This window comes from Mesorhizobium sp. M0001 (genome assembly GCF_040324255.1).
Taxonomy (GTDB): Bacteria; Pseudomonadota; Alphaproteobacteria; order Rhizobiales; family Rhizobiaceae; genus Mesorhizobium.
The window spans coordinates 74,502-97,402 of record NZ_JAMYVS010000012.1 but is presented as its reverse complement, the minus strand read 5'-3'; the positions used below and the strand labels follow the sequence as shown (position 1 = coordinate 97,402).

Below are 22,901 nucleotides of genomic sequence, written 5' to 3'. Positions count from 1 at the left end.
AGCTGTAGAAAAACTCCTGCATGCCCGAAGCCTTCCTGAGCCTGCCGCCGTTGAATGCGCTGCGTGCCTTCGAAGCCGCCGCGCGTCATCTCAACTTCCGCATCGCCGCGCAGGAGCTGAACGTGACGCAAGGGGCGGTGGCGCAGCATATACGCGGGCTGGAGGCCGATCTCGGCACAAAACTCTTCGACCGGCTGCCGCGCGGCCTGGCGCTGACCGATGAGGGCCGCGCCTATATGCCCAACATCCGCCGCGCCTTCGAGCTGATCTCGGAGGCCACCTTGCTGCTGCGGCCCGAACCGGCGCGGCTGACGATCAGCGTCACGCCGAGCTTTGCCACCAAATGGCTGATCCCGAAACTGCCGGAGTTCGTCGCGCACAACCCGCTCGTCGATCTGCGAATCCTGGCCAGCGAAAACCTGTCGAGTTTTCAGGCCGACGGCGTCGACATTGCGGTCAGGCAAGGCCGCCCGCCCTTCGGCGCCGGCCTGATGGTCGACCTGTTGTTCCCACAGCAGATCGTCGCCATCTGCAGCCCTGCCCTGCTGCCTACCGAGGCGAACGAGATCGCGACGGCCGATATCCAGCATCATGTCCTGTTGCACGACGCGCACAATCTGTGGCCGGAATTCATGGAGAGAGCGCTCGGCCTGAGGATGGCCACCGGGGCCAAACGCATGCGCTTCAACCAGACAGGCCTAGCCATCGACGCCGCCATTGCCGGCCAAGGCATCGCACTGGCCAGCCGTTTCCTCGTCGCTGCCGACATTGCCGCCGGCCGGCTGGTGCAGCCGATCAACGCGGAGATGCGTGGGACGCACGATTTCTATGTCGTGATGCCGCGCAAGCAACGGCACCCAGAACCGACGCAAGCCGTGCGGCAATGGCTGCTGGATGAGGGCGATGCGGCGCGGCTGTGATAGATAGCCGATCTCCCCGCAAGGCGGGAGATCCGCAGCTTGGCCGACGCCGCCCCTTTCAGCCTCGCCGAGCAATGTCGGCCGCCACTGCCTTCGCCTCGCGTCCAATTTCCCTGAGCAGACCGGTGACCGGATTGTAGAAGCCGACGAGGTAGAGGCCGAGTTGCGAGGCGCGGGCGTTGACGCCACTGCGCTCCGGCTGCAATTCCACGGGCAGAAACTTTTCGTAGCCCGGGCGATAGCCGGTGGCGAGGATGACGGCGTCGAAATTTTCCAGCCTGCCGTCGGTGAACGCAGCGCCGCGCTCGGTGAAGCCCGCTATGTCGGGTGCGATCTTGATGGCGCCTTTGGTGATGGCGTCGACCGTGCCGACGTCGATGACCGGGATGCGGCCGACTTCGTCGATCTGTTGCAGGATGCCCTGCTTCGGCCTGACGATGCCGTATCTCTCGAGCTTGCCCAGCGCGAAATCGAGGATGATCGGAAACATCCACTCGTTCAGCGCCTGCGGCATTGGCCGGCTGGCGATGCCGACCATCTGGATCGGCACGCCAAACAGCTGGCGCGGCACGATGTGGACGCCCTTGCGCACCGAAATGGTCGGACGCGCGCCACTTTCCGCCAAGTCGAGCGCGATCTCGGCGCCGGTGTTGCCCATGCCGACGATCAGCACCGAGCGGCCGGCAAAGGGCGCCGCTTGCGTATAGTCGGCGCTGTGCAGCACCTCGCCCTTGAAAGCCTCGATGGCAGGGAGCCGGGGGACGATCGGCTCGGCATTGTTACCGCTGGCGATGACGACATGGCGCGCCTTCAGGTTGTCCGAACCTGTCTCGACCAGAAAACCGCTGTCGGTACGGCGAATGGCTTTCACCGTTATGCCGAAGCGCGGGCGCAGATCGAATTTTTCCGCATAGTCGTCGAGGTAACGGACCACCAGTTCGCGCGGCACGTAGCGCGGATAGTTTTTGGGAAAGGGCAGGAACGGCAGCGACGAGAACGACTTGACCGTATGCAGATGCAGTCGCCGATAGTGCCGCCGCCAGGCGGGCGCGATCTCCTGCGATCTTTCGAGCAGGATGAAATCCACTCCTGCCCGCTTCAGGCAGGCACCGACCGCAAGGCCGGCAGGCCCGGCGCCGACAATAACGACAGTGGTGTCCAAGCGATTCTCCTCCCGCCGGGTTGGCAGAGGTTATGCGCAGAGGCGCAGGCGGGACAAGTCACCCGTTGCGCAGCATCCCGGCCGCGAAGGGAGGGCTGGCGTTGCTCCCTAGCCGATATGCTCGGCGCGCAGCTTCTTCTTTATCTGCTCCAGGCCCGCCTCGCCGCCCCCCGCCAGTTCGTCGGCGATCCTTGCCAGCTCGTCATCGGCGTTGCGGTACTTGCTGCCCCAGGCGCCGAGCGTCGCCAGCACCGGCAACAGGTCGATGCCCGCCTCCGTCAGCTTGTAGATCGCCTTGAGCTTGTGCGTGGGGTCGTCGCTTCTGGTGACAATGCCCTCATCCTGCAAGGTCTGCAGCCGCTCGGCCAGGGTGCGCGACGAGATGCCTTCGCCTGATAGCAGAAACTCCCGGAAGTGCCTTTTTCCCGCAAAAATCATGTCGCGGATGATCAGCAGCGTCCAGCGGTCACCGAGCAATTCGAGCGACAGGCTGATGGGGCAGCCGGATCTTTCCCTGGTCGACATTTAAATGCTTCCATTTTTAAATCACTTTACTATTGACATCATTTTTCACTCATGTCAATGGTTCCGAAAGTAAAGCAATAACCAACGCCGCCTGACCTGGCGCTGGTGACACCAGAGCTCAGGAGAACGACGATGAGAAAACTAATCCTGCAGATGCAGATATCGGTCGACGGTTTTGTCGGCGCGGCCGGCGATGAGCACTGGCAGCTCTGGGAATGGGGCGCCAACTGCCCGTGGGACGACGACTTGAAGCAGGATTTCAACGCGGTGTTCGCCGGCATCGATACCATTCTGCTCAGCCGCAAGATGGCCGAAGAAGGCTATCTAACCCATTGGGGCAATGCGGCAAAAAACTATCCGCGCGATCCCTTCTACGCCTTTGCGCAGCGCATCGTCGAGGCGCGCAAGGTGGTGCTGAGCGACAAGCTCGCGGCATCGCGGTGGGAGCGCACGACGCTTGCCAGCGGCGACCTGCCGCGCGAGGTCAAGGCGCTGAAAGCTGAAGGTGAAGGCGACATGGCGGTATTCGGCGGCGCCGGCTTTGCCTCGGCGCTGATTGCAGCGGGACTGGTCGATGAGTTCCAGCTGTTCATCAATCCGGCCGCGCTGGGCGACGGCGAGCGGATTTTCGACTGTGGCGGCTTCCTGAAATTGCGCCTGCTCGGCTCTAAAGCCTATGCCTGCGGAATGGTGGTGAACCGCTACGCGCCGGCAATGTGAAGCAGTTCAGAGATTGAATCCGTGGACCGCTTCAACTCTTTGTTTTTGCGAGAACTCCGGACGGATCACCGCAACCCGCTCCTCGTGAACCTGCGCTAGAAATTGATCTCGACCGAAGCGGCACTTCGCTTTGCCGGCCCGTGAAACACCGCCTCGATGTTGTTGCCGTCGGGGTCGAGCAGGAAGGCGGCGTAGTAGCCGGGGTGGTAGGGCCGCTCACCCGGCGCGCCATTGTCGGCCCCGCCGGCATCGAGGCCAGCCTTGTAGAACGCATCGACCATGGCCTTGTCCCTGGCCTGGAAGGCCAGATGATGGCGCCCGGTCAGCTGTCCCCTCGCCGCCCGGCTGTCGAGGCTTGAGATGAACAGCTCGTCGGCCCAGAAATAGTCCTCGGCCTCGCCGCCGATCGGAATGCCGAGCACCTTGAAGACGGCTTCATAGAAGCGCCGGCTCGCCTTGAGGTCCCTGACCACCAGCTGGACGTGGTCGATGAGGCGGCCGCGATGCAGTTCCATGAGCGATATCTCCCGTCGCGAGACCACAAAGCTAGTGCCGCGGAGCGGCTCGTCAATTCGGCAGTCTATCTTGTCGGCGCGCTTGGCAGCCTTACGCCCCTGCTTTTGTCATATCCGGATGGACTTCCGCGCAGACCGGATAAAAAATGCAACCGGATTGTCGGATTCGAAATCCCGCCAACGTCCTTCGGACGCAAGCGGCGCAACGGAGCTGGAGCGAGTGGCGCCGCATCGAAACCGATCTCGGGAGAAGAGCATGAACAATTCCTACCGTTGGGTGATCGTCGCGTGCGGCGCGCTGATGACCTGTATGGCGCTCGGCGCGATGTTTTCGCTGGCGATCTTTCTCGAGCCGATGGCGCTCGACACCAACTGGTCGCGAACCGGCATTTCCAGCGCCATGACGCTGAATTTCTTGGTGATGGGCGCAGGCGGTTTCGCCTGGGGCGCCATCTATGACCGTGTCGGCGCCCGCCCGGTGGTTTTTGCCGGCGCGGTGCTGCTCGGCCTGTCGCTGGTGGTGGCGAGCCGAGCCCAATCGCTGCTGGTCTTCCAGCTGAGCTATGGCGTCATCGTCGGGCTGGCGGCCAGCGCCTTCTTCGCGCCGATGATCGCGCTGACCACCGCCTGGTTCGAGACCCATCGCAGTCTGGCCGTGTCGCTGGTCTCGGCCGGCATGGGCGTGGCGCCGATGACCATCTCGCCCTTCGCGCGCTGGCTGATCACCGCCTACGACTGGCGCACCGCCATGTTCGACATCGGCATCATGGCCTGGGTGCTGTTGCTGCCGGCCGTCTTCCTGGTGCGCCAGCCGTCGACGGCGGTCGCGGCAGCGGATGGCAGCGCGCCCGCGCCTGCCGCGGCCCCCGGCATGTCAGTCGGCCAGGCGCTGCGCTCGCCGCAATTCCTGGTGCTGGGCATGACCTTCTTCGCCTGTTGCGCGGCGCATTCGGGGCCGATCTTCCACATGGTGAGCTATGCCATGTCGTGCGGCGTGGCGCCGATGGCAGCCGTGTCGATCTACAGCGTCGAGGGCCTTGCCGGCCTTGGCGGGCGCGTGCTCTACGGCGTGCTCGGCGACAGGCTGGGCGCCAAGCCGGTGCTGATCGTGGGCCTCGCCATCCAGGCGGTGGTGATCGCCGCCTATCTCGCCGTCGGCAATCTCGAGCAGTTCTATCTCCTGGCGATCATCTTCGGCGCCACATATGGCGGCGTCATGCCGCTCTATGCGGTTCTGGCGCGCGACTATTTCGGGCCACGCATCATCGGCACGATACTTGGCGCCGCGACCCTGTTGTCCAGCCTCGGCATGTCGTTCGGCCCGCTCGCCGGCGGCATGATCTTCGACGCCTATGCCAGCTATTCCTGGCTGTTCATCGGCTCGGCGCTGATCGGCCTCGGTGCTGCCGGCATCGCCATCGCCTTCCCGCCGCAGCCCGGCCGAGAGAGGCTGCAGGCGGCGTGAGCGAAATTTCCCCTCGAGGGGAAATACTCATCACCCTGTCGCCGTTCCTGAGCGCAGCTCTTCCCTGCCCTCGTCGGCGCGGCTGAGCCTGGCGTCCGAGATCAGCACCACTGGGCATTGGCAGCGCTGCAGCACGCCTGTGGTCGTCTCGCCAAAGAAGAGTTCCTCGCCAGGGCGCCGCGCCACGCCCATGACGATCAGCGCCGCCCCCCTGCCGGCCTGGCGGGCAATGGCATCGGCGGCGGCGGCCCGGCTGCGGATGGCCGTCTCGATCTCGACGCCATAGCGGTCGGCTAGTGCGACGGTATCCTTCAGCACCGCCTCCCTGCGGCGATGCGAGACAGTGTCGCGCGGTTCATCGCAGCCGACGCGCGCGACATAAAGTATCTTGACCCGCGCACCCGTGACCGCTGCAATCGCCAGTGCCATTTCTGCACCCCGGCGGGCGATCGCGGTGCCGTTGACCGGAACCAGAATCTTCCCGCCTTCAGGTCCTAGCCTTGGCATCTGGCGGCCGGCGCCGGTCGCCTTCAGCACCAGGCATAGCGGGCCCTCGAAGGCGCCGGCGATCTCGTTGATGCGGCGGGCAAACCCACCTTTCGACGTGACCGCGCGGCCGAGCCCGATCAGCAGCAGCCCATAGCCTTTGCGCGCCTCCTTGGCAACCGTTTCGGCCGAAAGCTCGGCCTCGCGGCGCCGCGTGACAGGCGCCGCATGGGCCAGCTCCTCGTCCGAACTCCTGGCGGCCTCGCGGCTGTCCTCGGCACCCTTTTCGATCGGCTCGAGCTTCGCATCCGTGCCGGGCTCGGCATCCTCCCCTTCGCCTCGGGCATGCAGCACCGTCGTCGGCCTGCCGGCGCCCACGACTCCGGCGAGGTAAGCGGCAAAGCGGCCGACAACCCCCTCATCGGTCACCACCAGCAGTCGTTCCAGATTGGCGATGAAGCCGCGTTGGTCGATCTCCTCGCGCTCCAGACGCTTCTTCTCGTTCTCCCCCATCGGCAAGCGGCCGAGTGCCCAACGCAAGGTCGGCGGCATGGCGAGCGTGGTGATGACGGCCATGGTCACGATCATGGTGAAAAGATTGTGCGACAGAACGCCGATCGACAGGCCAATCGAGGCGACGATGACTTCGGTCGAGCCGCGCGCGTTCATGCCGCAACCGACGGCGATGCCTTCCTTGCGGCTCATGCCGGCAAGCTCGGCGCCGATGAAGGCGCCGGCGAATTTGCCGAAGCTGGCGATCAGCACCAAAGCGGCCGTGAGTAGCGCAAGCTCGTGGTCGACAAGCACGGTGAGATCCGCCGAAAGGCCGGCGACGCCGAAGAAAACCGGCATGAACAGCGCCATGATGACGCCGCGCAATTGCCCTTCGATATGACGCGACAGGATCGGCGATTCCCCAACCAGTATGCCGGCGACGAAGGCGCCGAGCACGGTGTGGACGCCGATCAGATCGGTGATCAGCGCCATTGCGCCCATGATGGCGAGAATGACGGTGACGACGGCGTATTCGCTGCGGAACGTATCGTTGGTCCAGCGGATGGCGTCGAAGACGATGCGGCGGCCAATCGTGAAGGAAAACCCCATGAAGGCGGCGACGCCGACAATGGTGAAGGCAAGGCTGCCGAGCTCGATGCGCCCCTTGGTGGCGATGCCGATGGTGATGGCGATGATCACCCAGCCGATCGTGTCCTCGATGATGGCCGACGAGACGATGATCTGACCGAGATCGCGGCGCATGAAGTTCATCTCGCGCACCACCATGGCGACGATCTTGACCGAGGAGATCGACAGCGCCGTGCCGAGGAAGAGACCGGCGACAATGCGCTCGGTTCCGTCGGCCAGCAGCGAAGCAGGCATGACCTGCGCGGCGGTGAAGCCCAGCGCGAAGGGTATCGCCACGCCGGCGGCGGAGATGGAAAAGCAGGCGCGGCCGACCCGGCGCACCAGCCGCAGATCCGTCTCCATCCCGGTGAGCAACAGAAGCATCAACACGCCGAGCTGGGCGATGGCGCTGATCATGCTCTTTTGGGTGGCGTCGCCTGAAAAGATCACGCGTTCTGCTTCCGGCAATAGCCAGCCGAGCAGCGATGGCCCGAGCAGGATGCCGCCGATGAGCTGACCCATCACCGCCGGCTGGCCGAGACGCTCCAGCAACTCGCCGATGCCGCGGCCGACGAGAAGCAGAAGGAGGATTTCGAGAACGAAAATGCCCTCGCTGGACATGCCGGTCTTTTCGGCTGCCAACGATGCGGCCGGCATGAATGCGAAAGCTGCCGCGGCAAGCGCGACCGACCGGCGCCGGTTGACCACGAAGGACATGCACCCCCTCATTGTGCCCGGTATAACGTTTGCGGGCGAGATCGGTTGCACGCCACGCTCCGTTGGCGCGCCGCAGGTTCCTCCTTACCTGAATCGCATAACAGGCCTATCTGACTGCGGATAAACCGCCGAGACCCGGCCGGCGACGGAACATTTTCAACCGATTGCGCGTTGCGCAGATGGGGATGACCGGCGTCGTTTCGGCCGGCCATGGCGTTGGGAGGCGCATGGCAAGGGATGTCCCAGGTCAAGACCGTGAAAACCGACGAAGCGGCTGCAGCGCCGCGGGCCTCTGATGCGTTCGCGCTGAAGCTCACCTCATCGGAATTCGTGGCCACCATGTCGCATTTCCACCGCGCCGAAATCGCCCGCATGGCCGGCTGGCGCGACCGGCTGGACCGTACCAGCAACTGGGCGATTACTGTCGTCGCCGCCATGCTCTCAGTCTCACTCTCGACGCCCAGCGCCCATCACGGGGTGCTGCTCTTTGCCATGCTGCTGACCACGCTGCTGCTATGGATCGAGGCGCGGCGCTATCGTTTCTTCGATGTCTACCGGGCCAGGGTGCGCCAGTTCGAGCGCTATTATTTCGCGCAGATCTTCTCGCCGCAGCCCGACTACGCCTCCAACTGGCTGGCCATCGTCGGCGAAGGCCTGCGTTCGCCGCGCTTCCTGATCTCGCAACGCGCGGCGTTGGTGCGCCGGCTGCGCCGCAACTACATTTTCATGTACACGATCCTGATGCTGGCGTGGGTGCTGAAGATCACGACGCCCAGTCTGCAGCGCGAAGGGTCGCCGATAGGCTTGGGCGCGTCATTTCTCGACGCCGCGCGCGTGGCGCAGCTCGGCCCGGTTCCAGGCATCTATGTCGTGTGCATGGTCGGGCTGTTCTATGTCGGCCTGCTCGCAGCCGCTTTCCTCATCTCAAGCGACGAGGGCGAGCTTTCGCATGGCACCGTGCATGTCTGAGAGCGGCCTCGAAAAGCGCAATCTGCCGCGGTGATCTTCAGCAGACATTGTCGACCAACAGAGCGGTCGCTTCCGACCGGCTTGCGGCTTCCTCAACCGGAAGCCGTGCGCGATGGCGCTTGTAGGCGGTGAGCGCGATGACCAGCACGCAGCATACGGCGTTCAGCCAGTTGATCGCCGCCAGAGCGGGATCGTTCAGATTGATGTGGGCGTAGAGTCCCGTCGTGGCGTTGGCGCCTGTCCACAACAGCCAGGTCGCGTAGGAAATCGCCGACGCCCCGTGCCTGTCCCGGGCCACCCGCACGATCTGCGGCAGGTAGGACACCACGCGCAAGCCATTGAAAATAGTGAAGAGATAAAAAGACAGATCTGCAAGTGTCATCCGAAACCCCTGTCATGGCCGGACGTCCCATAGCGTTCCTTGCAGTGGCGGCATGTGAGCCCGTTCACATGCCGGCTTTGATTTTCCTGTTGCGGCCCGGCACCCGGATTCTTTCGCCATGGGGGCGTTCGCCGTGAGCCAGCCCGACAAGGTCGACATGAACCAGATCCTGTTTCGGCCGACGGCGCGGGAGTACTAAACAGATCTCGTGCTTGGGCAAAGTTCGGGTTGACCGCTGCCAAGAGCGCGGCGACTATCCCTGCAACGTGCAGGAGGACATGAGAATGGACGAACCCGATCGCTGGCGGCACATGGCGAGCGCGCCCAAGGACGGCAGCCGCATCCTGGTCACGGTCAGGCCATCGGAACAGGGGCCGGCCGAGGTCGACCTCGCTTACTGGTCGCGCGCCGACCAGTTCGGCACGGAGGGCTGGCGCTCTTCCGATTCGTCGCCAGGACGGGTGATCGAATACCCCGAACCGGAGTTAAAATGCTGGATGCCGCTGCCGACGGCCAATCTGAGCCGGGCTTCAATGCCAAGTCCGTGGCAAGGCGAAGACGTCCCGCTGCTCGACGGCTCCGGGATATGATCTCGGCGGGATGACCGTAGGAAATATGCTGCCGGCCCAATACTTGACGGCCTTACTTCGGCCGACGCACTGATCGCACCATGCCGCCGGGGCCGCTGCCGCAGAAGAAGCGGTCGCCGCCGTCGGATTCGAGCCCGGAAACGCCCACCCCTGCCGGCATGTCGAGCCGTTCCAGCACCTTTCCGCTTTGCGGATCGACGCGCCGGACATCGCTCTGGTCGCCTTCCCAGGTGCCGTGCCAGAGCTCGCCATCGACCCAGGTCACTCCGGTGACGAAGCGGTTTGAGTCGATGGTCCGCAGGATTTTCCCGGTCTCGGGATCGATCTGGTGGATCTTGCGCTCCCGGTTTTGCCCCACCCAGAGCGTGCCCTCGGCCCAGGTCATGCCGGAATCGCGGCCGCCGCCGGGCGCCGGGATGATGGAGAGCACCTTGCCGGTATCCGGGTCGATCTTCTGGATGCGGTCCCCGGCGAGCTGGAACAGATGTCGGCCGTCATAGGCGGTGCCGGCATGGGCGGCGACATCGATCGAGCGCAGCGTCTCACCGCTTGCCGGATCGAAGGCGGTCAGCCGCTCGCCCGTCGCAAACCAGACATTCTGTCCGTCGAAGCTCACGCCGTGCACGGTGTCGACATCAGGAAAGGGCCCGTATTCGCGCAGGATTTCCGCTGCTGAATGTTTCATGTCCTGGTCCTCGATCATGGTCACCTTTCCTAGCCGTTCGGCAGCGGCGACGGGAGTAACAAGGTGGTCGTGAAACCAGCGACCGGTGGCGTCATCCAGCGCCGCGCCCGGCCGTGGCCGAAGGACTGCACTTTGCCGGTCTCGGCCAACTGCTCGAGCGCCCGCTGTACGCTGCGCTGTCCGGCGCCCAGCGCCAGCGCCAACGCCGAGCTGGCCCAGGATTCACCATCAGCCAGGAAGGCCAGCACCGCGGCGTGCCGCTCCTCGATCGGCCGCGCCAGCACCGCCACGGAGCCTGCTTCGCGCGGCTTTAGCGCAAAGCCCTGGCTGGTCGCGCCTATGCCCGCCAGCGGCCGCAATTCGGCGCGCAGCCGGCCGATCTCGACCCGCAGCCTGGCGCGATGCGATTCATCGGCATGCCGGCCGCCAAAGGCGCGGGCAATCAGCGTCGCCCTCGGCACATCCGCCGGCCAGGCTTCGGCAAGCGCGCGCGCCAGCGCAAACAGCACCGGCCTCGTTGCCAGCGAGATCGTTGTTTCCTGCTTGTGCACGATATAGCGGAACGTATCGACGACCAGCGCGCGCGACGCCTGCAGCGCTTCGACCTCTTCGAGCAACAGCGGATGCTCCTCGCCGCCTGCGATCAGCCGCGCCGCCGGCGTCTCCAGCGCCAGGAAGGCGCTGTCGACCTCCGCCATGAGACCCGGAATGCCGGCCCGGCGGGCGGCATGGCGCGCCCACTCAAGGGCTGCGCGCGCGGCCTTCGTCTTCAGGCGCCGCATGGCGATGCCGGCAACCGCGAGTTCATGCGCGGCGCGTGAGGCCGGCGGAAGCGGCGACGGATCGAGCCCAGCCAGCACGTCTTCAGCCTCGTCGAGGCGGCCGATCAGCAGCAGGCGGCGCACTTTGAGATGCCCGGCATGCGCCGCGTTCAGCCGGTCGCCATGCTTTTCCAATGTCGACCGCGCCGCGTCGAGCGCCTTGGACGGCCAGCCGAGATCACGCGAAACAAGTGCGATCTCGGCTTCGGCGACAACGCACCTGGCGCGCGCCACCGCCTCCTTTGGACCGAAGGCACGGCCGGCCCTACGCAACAGTACTTTGGCGCGATCGAAATCGCCGAGCTGCGCCATGGCAATGCCGCGCAACGCCAGCGCCGGGGCATCCTCGCGCAAGGCGACGCGGTCGAGTGCCGCCAGCGGGTTGCCCGCCGCCAGCGCCAGCCCTGCCGCGGTGATCAGCGAGTCCATGCAAATCCCGTCACATTTGTAACTCCCACCGCTCCCCTTACCGGCCCTAACTTAAGTCACCACCGCCAAGCAGCAAGCTGCGGACGGCGACCTAGCCATCTGGACTGGTTGAAGACGCCCAGGCCTGCGTTGACGGCAATATTCGCATTCGCTAGCCTGAGCATCTCAGACAGTCGCGTTAAGCTTCTCAATAAGGAAAAACCGACCATGCCTGCTTCCGAGGACCTCGAGCCCACCGTGCGGCCTCGCCACCCCTGCTGCGGTGGCCCGCCTGCAAATGCCGTCACATTTGTAACTCCGCCCTCGCCGCCTCGCGGCCCTAGCCTGCCTCACGATCAACAGGCAACGACAAGCCACAACGGCTCAACAATTGGCAAAGGAAACAAGCAATGACCAAGCACGTGGCAATGAAGACCCCACCGGTCGTTTCAAGGCAGGAATGGGAAGCCGAGCGCGAAAAGATGCTGGTGAAGGAAAAGGCAACGATGCGCGCCAGGGACGCGCTGTCGGCCGAGCGCCGGCGCATGCCATGGATGGAAGTAGACAAGCCCTATGTGTTTGAAGGTCCCAACGGCAAAGCGAGCCTGCTCGATTTGTTCGAGGGCCGGCGCCAGTTGATCGTCTACCGCGCCTTCTACGAACCCGGCGTCCACGGCTGGCCCGAACATGCCTGCCGCGGCTGTTCGCTCGGCGCCGACCAGGTCGGCCATCTCGCCCATCTCAACGCCCGCAACACCACGCTTGCCTATGCCTCCCGCGCGCCGCAGGCCGACATTGCCAGCTTGAAGCAGCGGATGGGTTGGGAGATGCCCTGGTACACAATCACCGACAGTTTCGACAAGGATTTCGGCGTCGACGAATGGCACGGCCACAACGTGTTCATCCAGGACGGCAAGAAAGTCTATCGCACCTACTTCATCAACAACCGCGGCGACGAGCAGATGGGCACGGTCTGGAGCTACCTCGACGCAACGCCGCTCGGCCGCCAGGAAATCTGGGAGGATTCGCCCGAAGGCTATCCGCAGACCGAGCTCTACAGCTGGTGGAACTGGCACGACAATTACGACGCCGCACCCGACAAGACGTGGGAGGAAGTGTCGGCGGCCGGCGAAGCCGCGTTCCGCAACAAGGACGGCAAGTGAGGACCTGGAGCGGCGCCCATCCAGCTTGGTTTCCTGTCCGGCACGGGACAGGAAACCCGGGCATTGATCATCAAGGGATTACGACCATGAGCGATATCGGCACAGGCACCGGCAGTGAGGTCCCTCAACGCTCCGATGCAGTTTCTCTCCGCACCGCCGAGTGGCTGTGCCTCGCCGCGGCCCCTGTTTTCGCCGTGATGGCGCTGCTTACCTGCATTCACGCTGGCGACGGCGTCATGTCGTGCCTGGGGGCCGATGCCTCCCCGCTCACCGGCATGCCGCTGATGTATCTCTTGATGAGCGCCGTCCATCTGGCGCCCTGGCTGCGCGTGATTTCCGGTCAGCCGGTCCGGCGATAGGCTGGACCACCGCCGCCGCCATGGTAACGCTCTTTACGTCGGAGAGAGACAATGAAGCTGGTCAGGCTGAGAGCGCCGGGCGGGTTGGACAAGCTCGACCTGGTCGAGGAGGATCAGCCCCGGCCTGGGCCGGGAGAAATGCTGGTCAGGATTCGCGCCTGCGCGCTGAACATGCGCGACGATTTCGCCGTACAAGGCAAGGTGCCGCTCGCCGACGGCCGCGTGCCGCTGTCGGATGGCGCCGGCGAGGTGATCGCGATCGGCGACGGCGTCGACACGTTCAAGCCGGGCGACAGCGTCGTCAGTGTTTTCTACCCCTGGTGGCTGGCCGGCGACATGAGATCCGATACAAGCCGCGACATTCCCGGAGACAGTTTCGACGGCTTCGCCAGCGAGTATGTGTGCATGCCGGCGCAGGCATTCACCAGGGCGCCGGCGGGCTATACTCATCTCGAGGCGGCAACGCTGACCTGCACGGGCGTCACCGCCTGGCGCGGCCTGGTGACATGCGGCAAGGTAAAGCCCGGCGACACGGTGCTGATCCTTGGCACCGGCAGCGTGTCATTGTTTGCGCTGCAATTTGCCAAGGCCGCCGGCGCAAGGGTCATCGCCACCTCGTCCGATGAAGAGAAGCTGGAGAAGCTCAGACGACTCGGGGCCGACAGCGTCATCAACTACAAGGCGGTGCCGCAGTGGGGCGGCAGGGCCAGGGAACTGACGGACGGACGCGGCGTCGATCATGTGATCGAGGTCGGCGGACCGGCGACGCTGGCGCAGTCGATAGCGGCCTGCCGAACAGGCGGGCATATCGCACTCATCGGCGTCCTGACCGGCTTTGCAGCAGAAGTTTCGATCCCGGCGCTGTTTTCGAACCAGATCCGCATCAGCGGAATTTCCATCGGCAGCAAAGCCGACCAGCAGGACATGATCCGTGCCATAGAGGTCAACCGCCTGAAGCCCGTCATCGACAGCAGCTTTCCACTGCAGGATATCGCCGCCGCCTTCAGGCATTACGAAGCGCAAAGGCATTTCGGCAAGATCTGCCTCGAGCTTTAGACCCTGCAATCGGCATTCCTACCCAGCGGCCGGCGCCAGCGTCCCGCTTGCCATCAGGCCCCAGAGTTGATCGGCGGTCAGCTGTCTGGCCGAGCCGTCGTAGGCCACCCGGCCGAGGCTGAGCACCACGATCCTGTCGGCGAGCGCCCTGACCGTCGACAGGTCGTGCGTGACCAGGATGACGCCGGTGCCGCTGACGGCGATCGAACGGATCAGTTTGACGACCTGCGCGGTCTGCTTGACGCCAAGCGCGGCGGTGGGCTCGTCGAGGCAAATCAGCTTGACGTGATCGGCAAGCGCGCGGGCAATGGCGATGGACTGCCGCTGGCCGCCCGACAGCGAGCGCACCAGAACGTTTTCGTCGCGAAGCGTGACGCCCAGCGCGGCAAGCCGGGCACGACACTGCTCGGCGGCCTTTCGGTCGTCGCGAACCGGGAAGACACCGAGCCAACGCCGCGTTTCCTCACGCCCGAGGATCATGTTGTGGGCGACGCTGAGGTTTGGGCAGAGCGCCAAATCCTGATAGACCGTCTCCAGGCCGGCGCCGCGTGCATCCTGCGGGCTCCTGAAGGAAATCGGCTGGCCCTCGAGGGTCATCGCGCCGGCATCGGGCTGGATGGCGCCCGAAATAATCTTCACCAGCGTCGACTTGCCGGCGCCATTGTCGCCGAGCAGACAGACGATCTCGCCTTTGCCGACCGTGAAGCTCGCCTCTTCCAGGGCCGTCAGCGCGCCGTAGGATTTGCGGGCGCCGGCAATCGAGAATGCCGGACCTTGCGGGGCTTCTCCATTGCCAGCCGTCACGGCAGGGCCGGCCGAGGCGACGGGACCATTGTCCGCCACCGTGAAGTTGGTCGCGGCCGCCCGGGCGCGCCGGCCGCGAAAACCGATCGCAGCCTGGTCGGCCACCAACGCCAGCAACAGCATGCTTCCCACCGAAATGGATTGCCACCATGATTGCAGGCCGACGAAGATCAGTCCTGCATTGAGGATGCCGATGGTGGCAACACCGATGGCGATGCCGAGCGGCCTGCCGGAGCCGCCGGAAAACGCAACGCCGCCGAGAATTGCAGCGGTGAGCACGTCGAGCTCGAAGCGAACGCCGATGGTCGGCGTGATGCTGCCGAGACGGCCGGCGATCAGCACCGAGACCAGGCCGATCAGCAAGCCATTGGCGGCGTAGAGGCCAACCACCGTGCGCCCCACCGGAATGCCGCAGAGTTCGGCTGCGCGCGGGTCGCCGCCTATGGCGTAGAGCCTCAAGCCGGTGACCGTGCTGGTCAAGACAAAGGCTCCGATGACAAAGACAGATGCGGCGATGATCACGGTGTACTGGATGCCGAAGATCTTGCCCCGCCCCAATTCGAGCAGAGCCTCGGGAAAACCATAGACCGCGGTGCTGGAGACGACGAAGGCAAGGCCGCCATAGAGCGCCAGCATCGCCAGCGTGACGATCAACGGCGAGATGCTCAGCCTGCGCACCAGCAGACCGTTGAGCAGACCGAGCAAAAGGCCCAGACCCAGGCCGACGCAGATTGCCAGCGGCGCGCTCTGCGTCGCCACCGCAACCTTGGCAGTGATGATGCCGATCAAGGCGACCATGCTGCCGATGGAGAGGTCGACATAGCCGGCGATCAGCAGCGCGGAGGTGCCGAGCACGGCGATCAGGATCGAGGTCGAGTTGACGCCAATGACGACGAAATTGTCGAGGCTGAAGAAGGATTTGTTCAACAGCGAGAAGGCGATGATCAAGCCCAGCGCGACCAGCGCCAGCCCGATGCGGCCAGACGCTTCGCCCGGCGCCTTGACGCCCGGCAGCAAGGATGAAAACCGGCCCGTTTGCAGCGGTGTCGTCCCCGTTCGAAGGCTGTCTGTGCTCATGCTAGCCTCTGACTGAAGCGGGCGGTTTCAGGTCAGGCTGACCCGCCCGTATCGCGCGGGAAAAACAGGCGCTACTTTGCCTCGGATGACCAGGGGAAATTCACATACTGGTCGCGCGTGTCGTAGCAGATGTTGCCGTACATCCTGAGATAGATGTCGCGGCGCTTCGGGTCCTTGTAGACCGCGGCCGGGTCGGCGACGTCGGCCTCGTACTGGGCCATGTAGTCGCTGGTCAGCGCCACCGGCAGGATATCCATCGCCTGCGGGATGCTCTTGCCCTCCAGCCAGTCGGCGGCGTGCTGGCCCATGGCATAAGCGAAGACCGGCGACGCCAGGCTGATGCTTGCCTTGTAGGGACCGCCGCCTTTCTTGATCGCGGCGACTGCCTCCGGTTCGCCGTCGATGCCGCCAAGGAACTGGTCCGGCCGCGCCTTGCCCGCCGCTTCCAGGGCAGCCAGCGCGCCGAGCACGACCGTGTCGGCGCCGAGCACGACATCGACGTCGGGATGGGCCTGGAGAATGGTGCTCATCGTGGCAAAGCCGCCTTCCTTGTTGACGGGATTGGGTGAGATGTCGGCGACGATGGTGACACCGGGCATTGCCTTGAAGATGTCGCGCATGGCGGCAAAGCGCGGCGCCAGGAATTCCATGCTGTCATGCGACAGGATGACGACATTGGCCTTGCCGCCGAGCTTGTCCTTTATGTAGGCTGCGGCCGCTTCGGCCAGCACCTTGCCGGTCTCGTATTGCGGCGCATTGAGCAGCGACGTGGCTGGCGGCGGCACGATGGTGCCGACATAGGCGCCCGACCAGATAAGCTCCTGCAGGCTGCGGCTCATCGAGGCCGGGTCCACGGGCGCCGCCACCAGACCGCCGATCTTGGAGGCGAGAAACAATTGCACCTGCTCGACCCCCTTGGCGGCGTCATTGTTGGCAAGCGCGCGGCGATATTCCAGCCCGCGATCCTTGGCGGCGGCGGCCAGGCCGCGGTCGACGCCCTGCATGAATTCACGCTCGTTATCCTGCGCGAAGGCCAGCACCTTGTTCAGGCCGGGCGGTGGGCTGCAGGCCGGCGCCTTCGGATCGAACGGCGCAAATACCGCCGGCTTGGTGAGCCCGGCCGGGCCGTCCTGCGCGCTTGCCAGAATGGTACCGCCCGCGAGCACAGCGGCAACGCCGAGCAGCGTCGCCAGCATCATGTTCCTGTCAGATCGCATTTTACTTCCTCCCTGTCGTTGATTGTTGCCGCGCTTCGCAAGCCTCGCGGTCGCTACTCTTCCCAGTCTCCCCAGATACCCACCTTCCCGCTTGCAAGTCAAAAGTTTTTCCAGTGGAATTAATTAATCAGAGATAGTCGGGTGGCTCGCCCACGCGATCACGCCTTGGCGATCAGCGACTGGACGGCTTTGGCCAATTCCGTGCCGAGCACGCGATGCGCGTCGCTGTCGAGGTGAATGCCGTCTACCGCGCTCGATTCGACGACGTCGCCGGCGTTGAAGAAGGCGGCGCCGGCGCGCCGGGCCGCATCGCGGAACAGGCCGGCAAAGTGCATCGACTTTGCGGCGCCGCCCAGGAACATCTGGCCGAACCAGTCGACCTCCAGCATCGGCGGCGGCGCTACTATCAGGACCGCGGGCGCCACGCCCGCGGCGCCAGCTTCGCTGCGCAGGACAATTCTGGCCAAAATCTCAATGGAATCAGCGACGTCGTTCGGCGTTACCGAGAACCTATGCTTGAGATCGTTGGTGCCGAGCATCAGGATGACGAGGTCGAGCGGCATATGCGTTTCCAGGCACACCGGGAGCGATTTGAGCCCGTTCTTGTGGAGACCTTCGATCGGATCGTCGTGCACGGTGGTGCGCCCGCCCTGCCCTTCTTCGATCACATCCCATCCGCTGCCGAGCTGGCGGCGCATGATGCCCGGCCAGCGCCGGTCGGGCGTGAAGCGGCGCCGTCCGACGCGGGCCAGGGTGGGAATGGCGCCATAGGTATTGGAATCGCCAAAGCACATGATTGTCCGGGTCTGCGTCACGGCATTGCTCCTCCAGGCTTGCATACTTTGAACGACAGCAGGCCGGCCGGCGTCAACTACATTTTTCCATCGGGTGGATTTAAGTGTTGCCTTGCCGTTCCCGCATTGCTACGTCAGCGCTTTGATCGGCTCGCCTTGCGGCCAACCTCCTTGCGCAGGGGAAAGCGTGACCGGCACCAGCTTCTTCAGTCTCGAAAAGATCGCCGAGGGCCGCAGCGGCGGAACCACGCAGGCCGAGAGCCGCGTCTACAACGAACGCCTGATCGTCTCGCTGATCCGCCGGCACGGCCAGCTGGCCAAGACCGATTTGACGCGGCTGACCGGGCTGGCCGCGCAAACCATCACCACCATCGTCAACCGCGCCGCCGACAACAAGCTGCTGCTGCGCCTGGAGCCTTTGCGCGGACGGCTGGGGCAACCCTCGGTTCCCTATGCGTTGAACCCGAAAGCCGCGTACGCCTTCGGCCTCAAGGTCGACCATCGCAGCGCCGATGTCGCCCTGGTCAATTTCGTCGGCGACGTGATGGCGTTCGAACGCACACTGTTCGACTATCCGACGCCCGTCGAGGTGATGAAATTCGCCAAGGGCGCCATCGCGCGCATGTGCCGCAAGCACAGATCGATAGAGCAAGACCGCATCGCGGGTCTTGGCATCGCCTCGCCATTCCATCAGTGGAACCTGAGCGAAGAGGGCGCGGTGCCGGCGAGCAGGCTGGATGCCTGGAGGGAAATCGACATTCGCGCCGAACTGGACCGGGCGTTCGACTGGCCGGTGTTCCTCTACAACGACGCCACGGTGTCGGCCGCGGCCGAACTGATGTTTGGCGCCGGCGGATCGCGCGCCGACTTTCTCTATGCCTATGTCGGGCACTTCATCGGCGGCGGCCTGGTGCTCGATCATCACTTGTTCCCCGGCCGCAACAAGCTGGCCGGGGCGCTAGGCGACATGCCGGTGCCCGCGCCGGGGCGCAGGGGCGACCGGATGACGCCTCTGCTGCGCGTCGCTTCGCTGCATTCGCTGGCCGGCAAGCTCAACGACCAGGACAATGGGGAGAAGGACGCCGGCCGCATCTGGTCGTCGCCCGACGATTGGGGCGACCTTGGAGAGCCGGTCACCGCGTGGATCGATGAGGTTTCGGACGGGCTTGCCTATGCCGCCCGCAGTGCCGTTGCCTTGCTCGACATCGACAATGTGGTGATCGATGGCGCCATACCCAATGGCGTGCGCAAGGAGATCGCCAAGGCCATGCGCAGAAAACTGGCACGTATCCTTGTCGATCGTCCCGAGCCGTTCTCCGTCATCGAGGGGACGTTTGGCCATCTCGGCCCCGTTATCGGCGGCGCCAGCATTCCGCTGCTGGTGAAATATTCGAACGACAAGGAATTGCTCTTCAAGGAATAGGCGCGCAGCCGCCGGCACCAGGCATTCCCCCAAAACAGCGAACTGTGAGACTTGTCACATACCTGCTCGTGAAGCGCGTGCTACTTGCATCCTGCGGTCGGTCGACGCCAGAAAGAAATCGCCTGCCATGGTCTGGCGGTGACGGGCCTTTCACTTTATGCTGTGGCAGGTTGCATACTCTCAACGGACCTTGATGCCGCAAGCGGTGTTCTCGTCGGCGTCAGGCCGCGACCAGGAGTTTTGTCATGCTCCGACTTTGCGGATTCATCGCGGCCTTCATCCTTGCCGGCCTCACAAGCTTCGAGGCCTTCGCCGATCGAAGGGTCGCGCTCGTCATCGGCAATTCCGATTATCGCGACATCCCGGCGCTGAAGAACCCGGCCAAGGATGCCCAGGACGTATCGGCCACGTTCCGGCTGGCGGGCTTCGAGGTTTTCGTCGCCGAGAATCTCACCAAGCAGCAGTTCGAAGGCCAGTTCCGGGACTATCTGGCCGCCGCCGACGGCGCCGATCTCGCCGTCGTCTACTATTCCGGGCACGGCTTTCAGATCGGCGGCGAGAATTTCCTGATACCGGTCGACGCCTCGTTGAAGAAGGCGGCCGATATCGAGGTCCAGGCCATTAAGCTCAACGACGTGCTGGAGCAGCTGCGCTCGAAGTCGAAGATCCAGGTGATCATCCTCGATGCCTGCCGCAGCAACCCCTTCCCGCGCAACAATTACTGGCTGCGCGATCAGCTTGTCACCGCCGGCAATACCGGGCTGGCGCAGGTGCGAAGCTCGCTCAACACGCTGATTGCCTTCGCCACCGAACCAGGCGCGGTCGCCTATGACGGCAGCGGCGACCTCAGCCCGTTTTCATCGGCCTTTTCGCGGCGCGCGCTGGCGCCGAACCAGGAGATCCGCACGGTCATGTCGGCGGTGCGCCGCGATGTCGTGCAGGCCACCAACGGCATGCAGGTGCCATGGGAAAATTCCTCGCTGATCGACGACGTGGTGCTGGTGCGCCGCAACAATCGGCCTTCGCTGCCGCCAGTGCTGGAGAAGGTGGTGCTGTCGGGGGTCGGGCCTGTCGCTCTCGGCCTGCCGGAGCCGGTCGATGTCGATGGCGGCGCCATCAGCATCAGCATCGAACGGCCGCCGGCAATGGGCCGTCTGGTGCTGGACGGCAAAGACGTCGCGGTGGGCGAACCGATTGCCGGCAAGGACCTGCCGCGCCTGCAGATGGATATCCCCAAAGGAGCCGCCACGCAGGACGAGGTGGATATGCTGGCCTACGCCACGCATGACATTTGGGGCGGCGGGAGCCAGGGCATACTCGTATTCCGCGTCAAGAGCGGCGAAGGCGCTGCCGGCCAGCAGATCATGGCTTCGCTCGAGGCCGAGCAGAAACAGCAGGTGCTGGAGCGCGGCATCCACATCACCGGCGCCGCCGAAGCAATCGAGAACCGCAAGCTTGATATTCCCGTCGGCGTCGGCCCGGTCGCGCTCAATCTGGATTTCCCCACCGACGATCCGGCGGTCAGCCTGAAGGTCTCGGGGTATCCGGCAACGGGAACGCTGTCATTGCCTGATCGAACCTTGTCGCCGCAATCCAGCCTTCTGGCCGGTGAAGTCGACCATCTCCGTTACGAGCCGCAGATCGGCGCCGGCGCGCCGGTCGAGGTCGGCTTCGAAATCCGGGCCGACAGCAGCTCGGCTAAGCCCGCGACAATGAAGCTGTCGCCGACGGTCGATGCCTGCGATACCGCCGCCGGCGAGCCTCTCGACCTGCAAGGGGTGGTGCCCGGCCTGCTGCCGAACGAGATCGGCGCCGGTGCGGTGGCAGCCTGCGAGGCGGCCGTGAAAACCTATCCAGACGTCGCCCGCTTCCACTACGAGCTCGGCCGCGCCCTGCTTGCGGCAGGCCAGGTTAGAGAGGCCAGGACAGCCATCGAGGACGCCGCCAAGAAAGGCCATGTGCGCGCCGTCTTCGAACTCGGCTATCTCAACGCAACCGGAACCGGAACGACCATAGACCGCACCCAGGCCAACGCTCTCTACAAGGCTGCCGCAGACAAGGGCGATCCTTACGGCATGACCTCGTGGGGACGCGCGCTGTTCAATGGCTATGGCGTCAACCGCGATACGGCCAAGGGCCTCGACCTGCTGCTCAAGGCGGCGGCCATGGGGCACACCTATGCCATGAACGATCTTGCCGCCATCTTCACCGAGGGCCGCAACGGCGTGCCTGCCGATCCGGCCCGCGCCGTCGCCTTCCTGCAAGCGGGGGTGCAGCGCCAGGACATGTATTCGATGAACCTGCTCGGCCGCAATTACCTGGCCGGCCAGGGCATCGACAAGGATCCGAAGACGGCGCAGGCGTTGTTCCAGCAGGCCACCGATCTTGGCCAGCCCTACGCTCCGGGCAGCCTCGCCCGCATGTACAGGGACGGCGCCGGTGTGCGCCAGGACCCGGCGGAAGCGCAAAGGCTGTTCGAACTGGCGACCACGCGCGGCGATCCGTCGAGCGCCTATGATCGCGCGGCGCTTGAAATGGCGAAAGGCGACAAGGCCGATCAGGCTGTCGCGGTGCGCTTCCTGGCATTCGCCGTCGCGCTCGATCTGCGCAAGGAGCTGCCGGACGCCAAAAAGGGCCTGGCGCAGTTCGGCACCAAGCCGAAAACGGCAGCTTTGGACGCCCTGCGTCGAGAGCTCAAGTCGAAGATTCCCGCGTCCGGTTCGCTGGACACGCAACTGGTCAATGCGGCCCGGGGGGTCTGGGAAGAAGCCAATCCGCGTCGGGATTTGTTCTGAACAATAAGGAGGCCATGGTGGGCAAGGCATTCAAGCAGACATTCATCGGGCAGGCATTCATCGGGATAATTCTATCCGGCGTTCTGGCCGGGCTCATGGGCTGCACCTCGGTGTCGCCGATGTTTGAGCCGGCACCGCCGGTGAAACATCGCAAGGTGGTTCGCGTAGCACCTCAGCCAAAGGTGGTCAGATACAAGAAGGCGACCACCGGCAAAGTGGTGAAGCCGGCCGAGGAGATCCCGCAAAAGCCGCCCGTGATTCCTTCTCTCGGCGGCAGCGGAGGCGGCGGTGGGGCTGGCGGCGGCGGCGGCGGTTGGGGATGAGATCGTCGACCAAGGGCGCTGCACTCAGCGGCCCCAAAGGGTCTTGCTAAGATCCGCATGAGCCTTGGACAACGTCAAGCCGAAATCGTCCATCCCTGTCGCGGCATCGGTTGGCCAGCGGACAATTCGGCGCAGCGCTGCACGGAAAAGGCAGCGGACGAACGCTGCCAGTGCAGAGGCCACGACCGCCGCCGGATCGAGTCTGCGAGCCGCCAATGCCCGATGGGCCTGTTGTGTTTCGAGATAGCGGGCCAGCGCAATATCGTGACGCGATGGTGCGCCAAGCTCCTGCCGGTCGCGCCCGGGGTCGTCATGCCAGATGGGCCACTCGGTCGGGCCAGGGTGATGCACGGTATCCTCCTGCGAAAAGAGATCCAGTGCGAACAATCTCCTCAAGCGCCGT

22 protein-coding genes are annotated in these 22,901 nt (G+C 64.6%); 11 read left to right on the top strand and 11 right to left on the bottom strand.

What is annotated here, in order from left to right; genetic code table 11:
- The first annotated feature begins 20 nt into the window (after nt 1–20).
- Nucleotides 21–920 carry a transcriptional regulator GcvA gene (gcvA, locus tag NKK50_RS26170; RefSeq protein WP_023743899.1) on the top strand — a complete coding sequence of 300 codons (900 nt, stop codon included), beginning with the start codon at nt 21–23 and terminating at the stop codon, nt 918–920.
- 58 nt (nt 921–978) lie between these two features.
- On the opposite strand, the gene NKK50_RS26165 is transcribed toward gcvA, so the two are convergent.
- Nucleotides 979–2,082: a flavin-containing monooxygenase gene (locus NKK50_RS26165; RefSeq protein WP_023673466.1), complete on the bottom strand. Its 1,104-nt coding sequence runs from the start codon at nt 2,080–2,082 to the stop codon at nt 979–981.
- A gap of 108 nt (nt 2,083–2,190) precedes the next feature.
- Complete coding sequence (locus tag NKK50_RS26160; RefSeq protein ID WP_023727056.1) at nt 2,191–2,607, bottom strand: winged helix-turn-helix transcriptional regulator; 417 nt, start codon at nt 2,605–2,607, stop codon at nt 2,191–2,193.
- Nucleotides 2,608–2,739: 132 nt separating this feature from the next.
- On the opposite strand from NKK50_RS26160, the gene NKK50_RS26155 reads away from it, so the two are divergent.
- Nucleotides 2,740–3,327, top strand: coding sequence for a dihydrofolate reductase family protein (locus NKK50_RS26155; RefSeq protein ID WP_023834508.1), 588 nt, complete (start codon nt 2,740–2,742; stop codon nt 3,325–3,327).
- A gap of 95 nt (nt 3,328–3,422) precedes the next feature.
- Here the strand turns inward: NKK50_RS26155 and NKK50_RS26150 are convergent, their stop codons facing one another.
- Nucleotides 3,423–3,851, bottom strand: a complete 429-nt coding sequence (locus NKK50_RS26150; protein WP_155922514.1) for a VOC family protein — start codon at nt 3,849–3,851, stop codon at nt 3,423–3,425.
- Between the two features lie 247 nt (nt 3,852–4,098).
- Here NKK50_RS26150 and NKK50_RS26145 point away from each other — a divergent pair, with 247 nt between their 5' ends.
- A complete protein-coding gene (locus NKK50_RS26145; protein ID WP_352544053.1) occupies nt 4,099–5,307 on the top strand; it encodes an MFS transporter in 1,209 nt (402 codons plus the stop codon).
- Nucleotides 5,308–5,337: 30 nt separating this feature from the next.
- Here the strand turns inward: NKK50_RS26145 and NKK50_RS26140 are convergent, their stop codons facing one another.
- Nucleotides 5,338–7,632: a cation:proton antiporter domain-containing protein gene (locus tag NKK50_RS26140; protein WP_352544052.1), complete on the bottom strand. Its 2,295-nt coding sequence runs from the start codon at nt 7,630–7,632 to the stop codon at nt 5,338–5,340.
- Between the two features lie 237 nt (nt 7,633–7,869).
- Between NKK50_RS26140 and NKK50_RS26135 the strand changes: the two genes are divergently transcribed.
- Nucleotides 7,870–8,601: a DUF2270 domain-containing protein gene (locus NKK50_RS26135; protein ID WP_023673885.1), complete on the top strand. Its 732-nt coding sequence runs from the start codon at nt 7,870–7,872 to the stop codon at nt 8,599–8,601.
- A 37-nt stretch (nt 8,602–8,638) separates the two neighbouring features.
- On the opposite strand, the gene NKK50_RS26130 is transcribed toward NKK50_RS26135, so the two are convergent.
- Entirely contained in the window at nt 8,639–8,983 is a 345-nt protein-coding gene (locus NKK50_RS26130; RefSeq protein WP_023685493.1) for a PQ-loop domain-containing transporter, read from the bottom strand.
- Nucleotides 8,984–9,267: 284 nt separating this feature from the next.
- Between NKK50_RS26130 and NKK50_RS26125 the strand changes: the two genes are divergently transcribed.
- A complete protein-coding gene (locus tag NKK50_RS26125; protein ID WP_023689804.1) occupies nt 9,268–9,573 on the top strand; it encodes a hypothetical protein in 306 nt (101 codons plus the stop codon).
- 52 nt (nt 9,574–9,625) lie between these two features.
- Here NKK50_RS26125 and NKK50_RS26120 read toward each other — a convergent pair whose 3' ends face one another.
- Together NKK50_RS26120 and NKK50_RS26115 are read right to left on the bottom strand one after the other, a co-directional pair.
- On the bottom strand, nt 9,626–10,258 hold the full coding sequence (locus NKK50_RS26120) for a Vgb family protein (protein WP_023715140.1): 633 nt from the start codon (nt 10,256–10,258) through the stop codon (nt 9,626–9,628).
- Nucleotides 10,259–10,287: 29 nt separating this feature from the next.
- Nucleotides 10,288–11,508 carry a hypothetical protein gene (locus NKK50_RS26115; RefSeq protein ID WP_023685490.1) on the bottom strand — a complete coding sequence of 407 codons (1,221 nt, stop codon included), beginning with the start codon at nt 11,506–11,508 and terminating at the stop codon, nt 10,288–10,290.
- A 389-nt stretch (nt 11,509–11,897) separates the two neighbouring features.
- On the opposite strand from NKK50_RS26115, the gene NKK50_RS26110 reads away from it, so the two are divergent.
- The 3 genes from NKK50_RS26110 (at nt 11,898) to NKK50_RS26100 (ending at nt 14,065) form a co-directional block, all read left to right on the top strand.
- Entirely contained in the window at nt 11,898–12,650 is a 753-nt protein-coding gene (locus NKK50_RS26110; RefSeq protein ID WP_023685489.1) for a DUF899 domain-containing protein, read from the top strand.
- Between the two features lie 86 nt (nt 12,651–12,736).
- Nucleotides 12,737–13,009: a hypothetical protein gene (locus NKK50_RS26105; protein ID WP_023730377.1), complete on the top strand. Its 273-nt coding sequence runs from the start codon at nt 12,737–12,739 to the stop codon at nt 13,007–13,009.
- A 51-nt stretch (nt 13,010–13,060) separates the two neighbouring features.
- Entirely contained in the window at nt 13,061–14,065 is a 1,005-nt protein-coding gene (locus tag NKK50_RS26100) for a zinc-dependent alcohol dehydrogenase family protein (RefSeq protein ID WP_352544051.1), read from the top strand.
- 18 nt (nt 14,066–14,083) lie between these two features.
- On the opposite strand, the gene NKK50_RS26095 is transcribed toward NKK50_RS26100, so the two are convergent.
- The 3 genes from NKK50_RS26095 to NKK50_RS26085 all read right to left on the bottom strand — a co-directional run bounded on the left by NKK50_RS26095 (nt 14,084) and on the right by NKK50_RS26085 (nt 17,978).
- Nucleotides 14,084–15,946 carry an ATP-binding cassette domain-containing protein gene (locus NKK50_RS26095; protein WP_352544050.1) on the bottom strand — a complete coding sequence of 621 codons (1,863 nt, stop codon included), beginning with the start codon at nt 15,944–15,946 and terminating at the stop codon, nt 14,084–14,086.
- 71 nt (nt 15,947–16,017) lie between these two features.
- Nucleotides 16,018–17,163 (bottom strand): sugar ABC transporter substrate-binding protein, encoded by a 1,146-nt coding sequence (locus NKK50_RS26090; protein WP_032905967.1) that lies wholly within the window; start codon nt 17,161–17,163, stop codon nt 16,018–16,020.
- Between the two features lie 158 nt (nt 17,164–17,321).
- Complete coding sequence (locus tag NKK50_RS26085) at nt 17,322–17,978, bottom strand: SGNH/GDSL hydrolase family protein (RefSeq protein WP_023733972.1); 657 nt, start codon at nt 17,976–17,978, stop codon at nt 17,322–17,324.
- A gap of 166 nt (nt 17,979–18,144) precedes the next feature.
- Between NKK50_RS26085 and NKK50_RS26080 the strand changes: the two genes are divergently transcribed.
- The 3 genes from NKK50_RS26080 to NKK50_RS26070 all read left to right on the top strand — a co-directional run bounded on the left by NKK50_RS26080 (nt 18,145) and on the right by NKK50_RS26070 (nt 22,498).
- The gene (locus tag NKK50_RS26080) at nt 18,145–19,380 is read left to right on the top strand and encodes an ROK family protein (RefSeq protein WP_352544049.1); all 1,236 of its coding nucleotides are present in this window, start codon (nt 18,145–18,147) and stop codon (nt 19,378–19,380) included.
- Between the two features lie 245 nt (nt 19,381–19,625).
- Nucleotides 19,626–22,175, top strand: a complete 2,550-nt coding sequence (locus tag NKK50_RS26075) for a caspase family protein (RefSeq protein WP_352544048.1) — start codon at nt 19,626–19,628, stop codon at nt 22,173–22,175.
- A 14-nt stretch (nt 22,176–22,189) separates the two neighbouring features.
- Entirely contained in the window at nt 22,190–22,498 is a 309-nt protein-coding gene (locus NKK50_RS26070; protein WP_023685481.1) for a hypothetical protein, read from the top strand.
- Nucleotides 22,499–22,522: 24 nt separating this feature from the next.
- Here NKK50_RS26070 and NKK50_RS26065 read toward each other — a convergent pair whose 3' ends face one another.
- The gene (locus NKK50_RS26065; protein ID WP_023685480.1) at nt 22,523–22,885 is read right to left on the bottom strand and encodes a hypothetical protein; all 363 of its coding nucleotides are present in this window, start codon (nt 22,883–22,885) and stop codon (nt 22,523–22,525) included.
- Between the last annotated feature and the right edge of the window lie 16 nt (nt 22,886–22,901).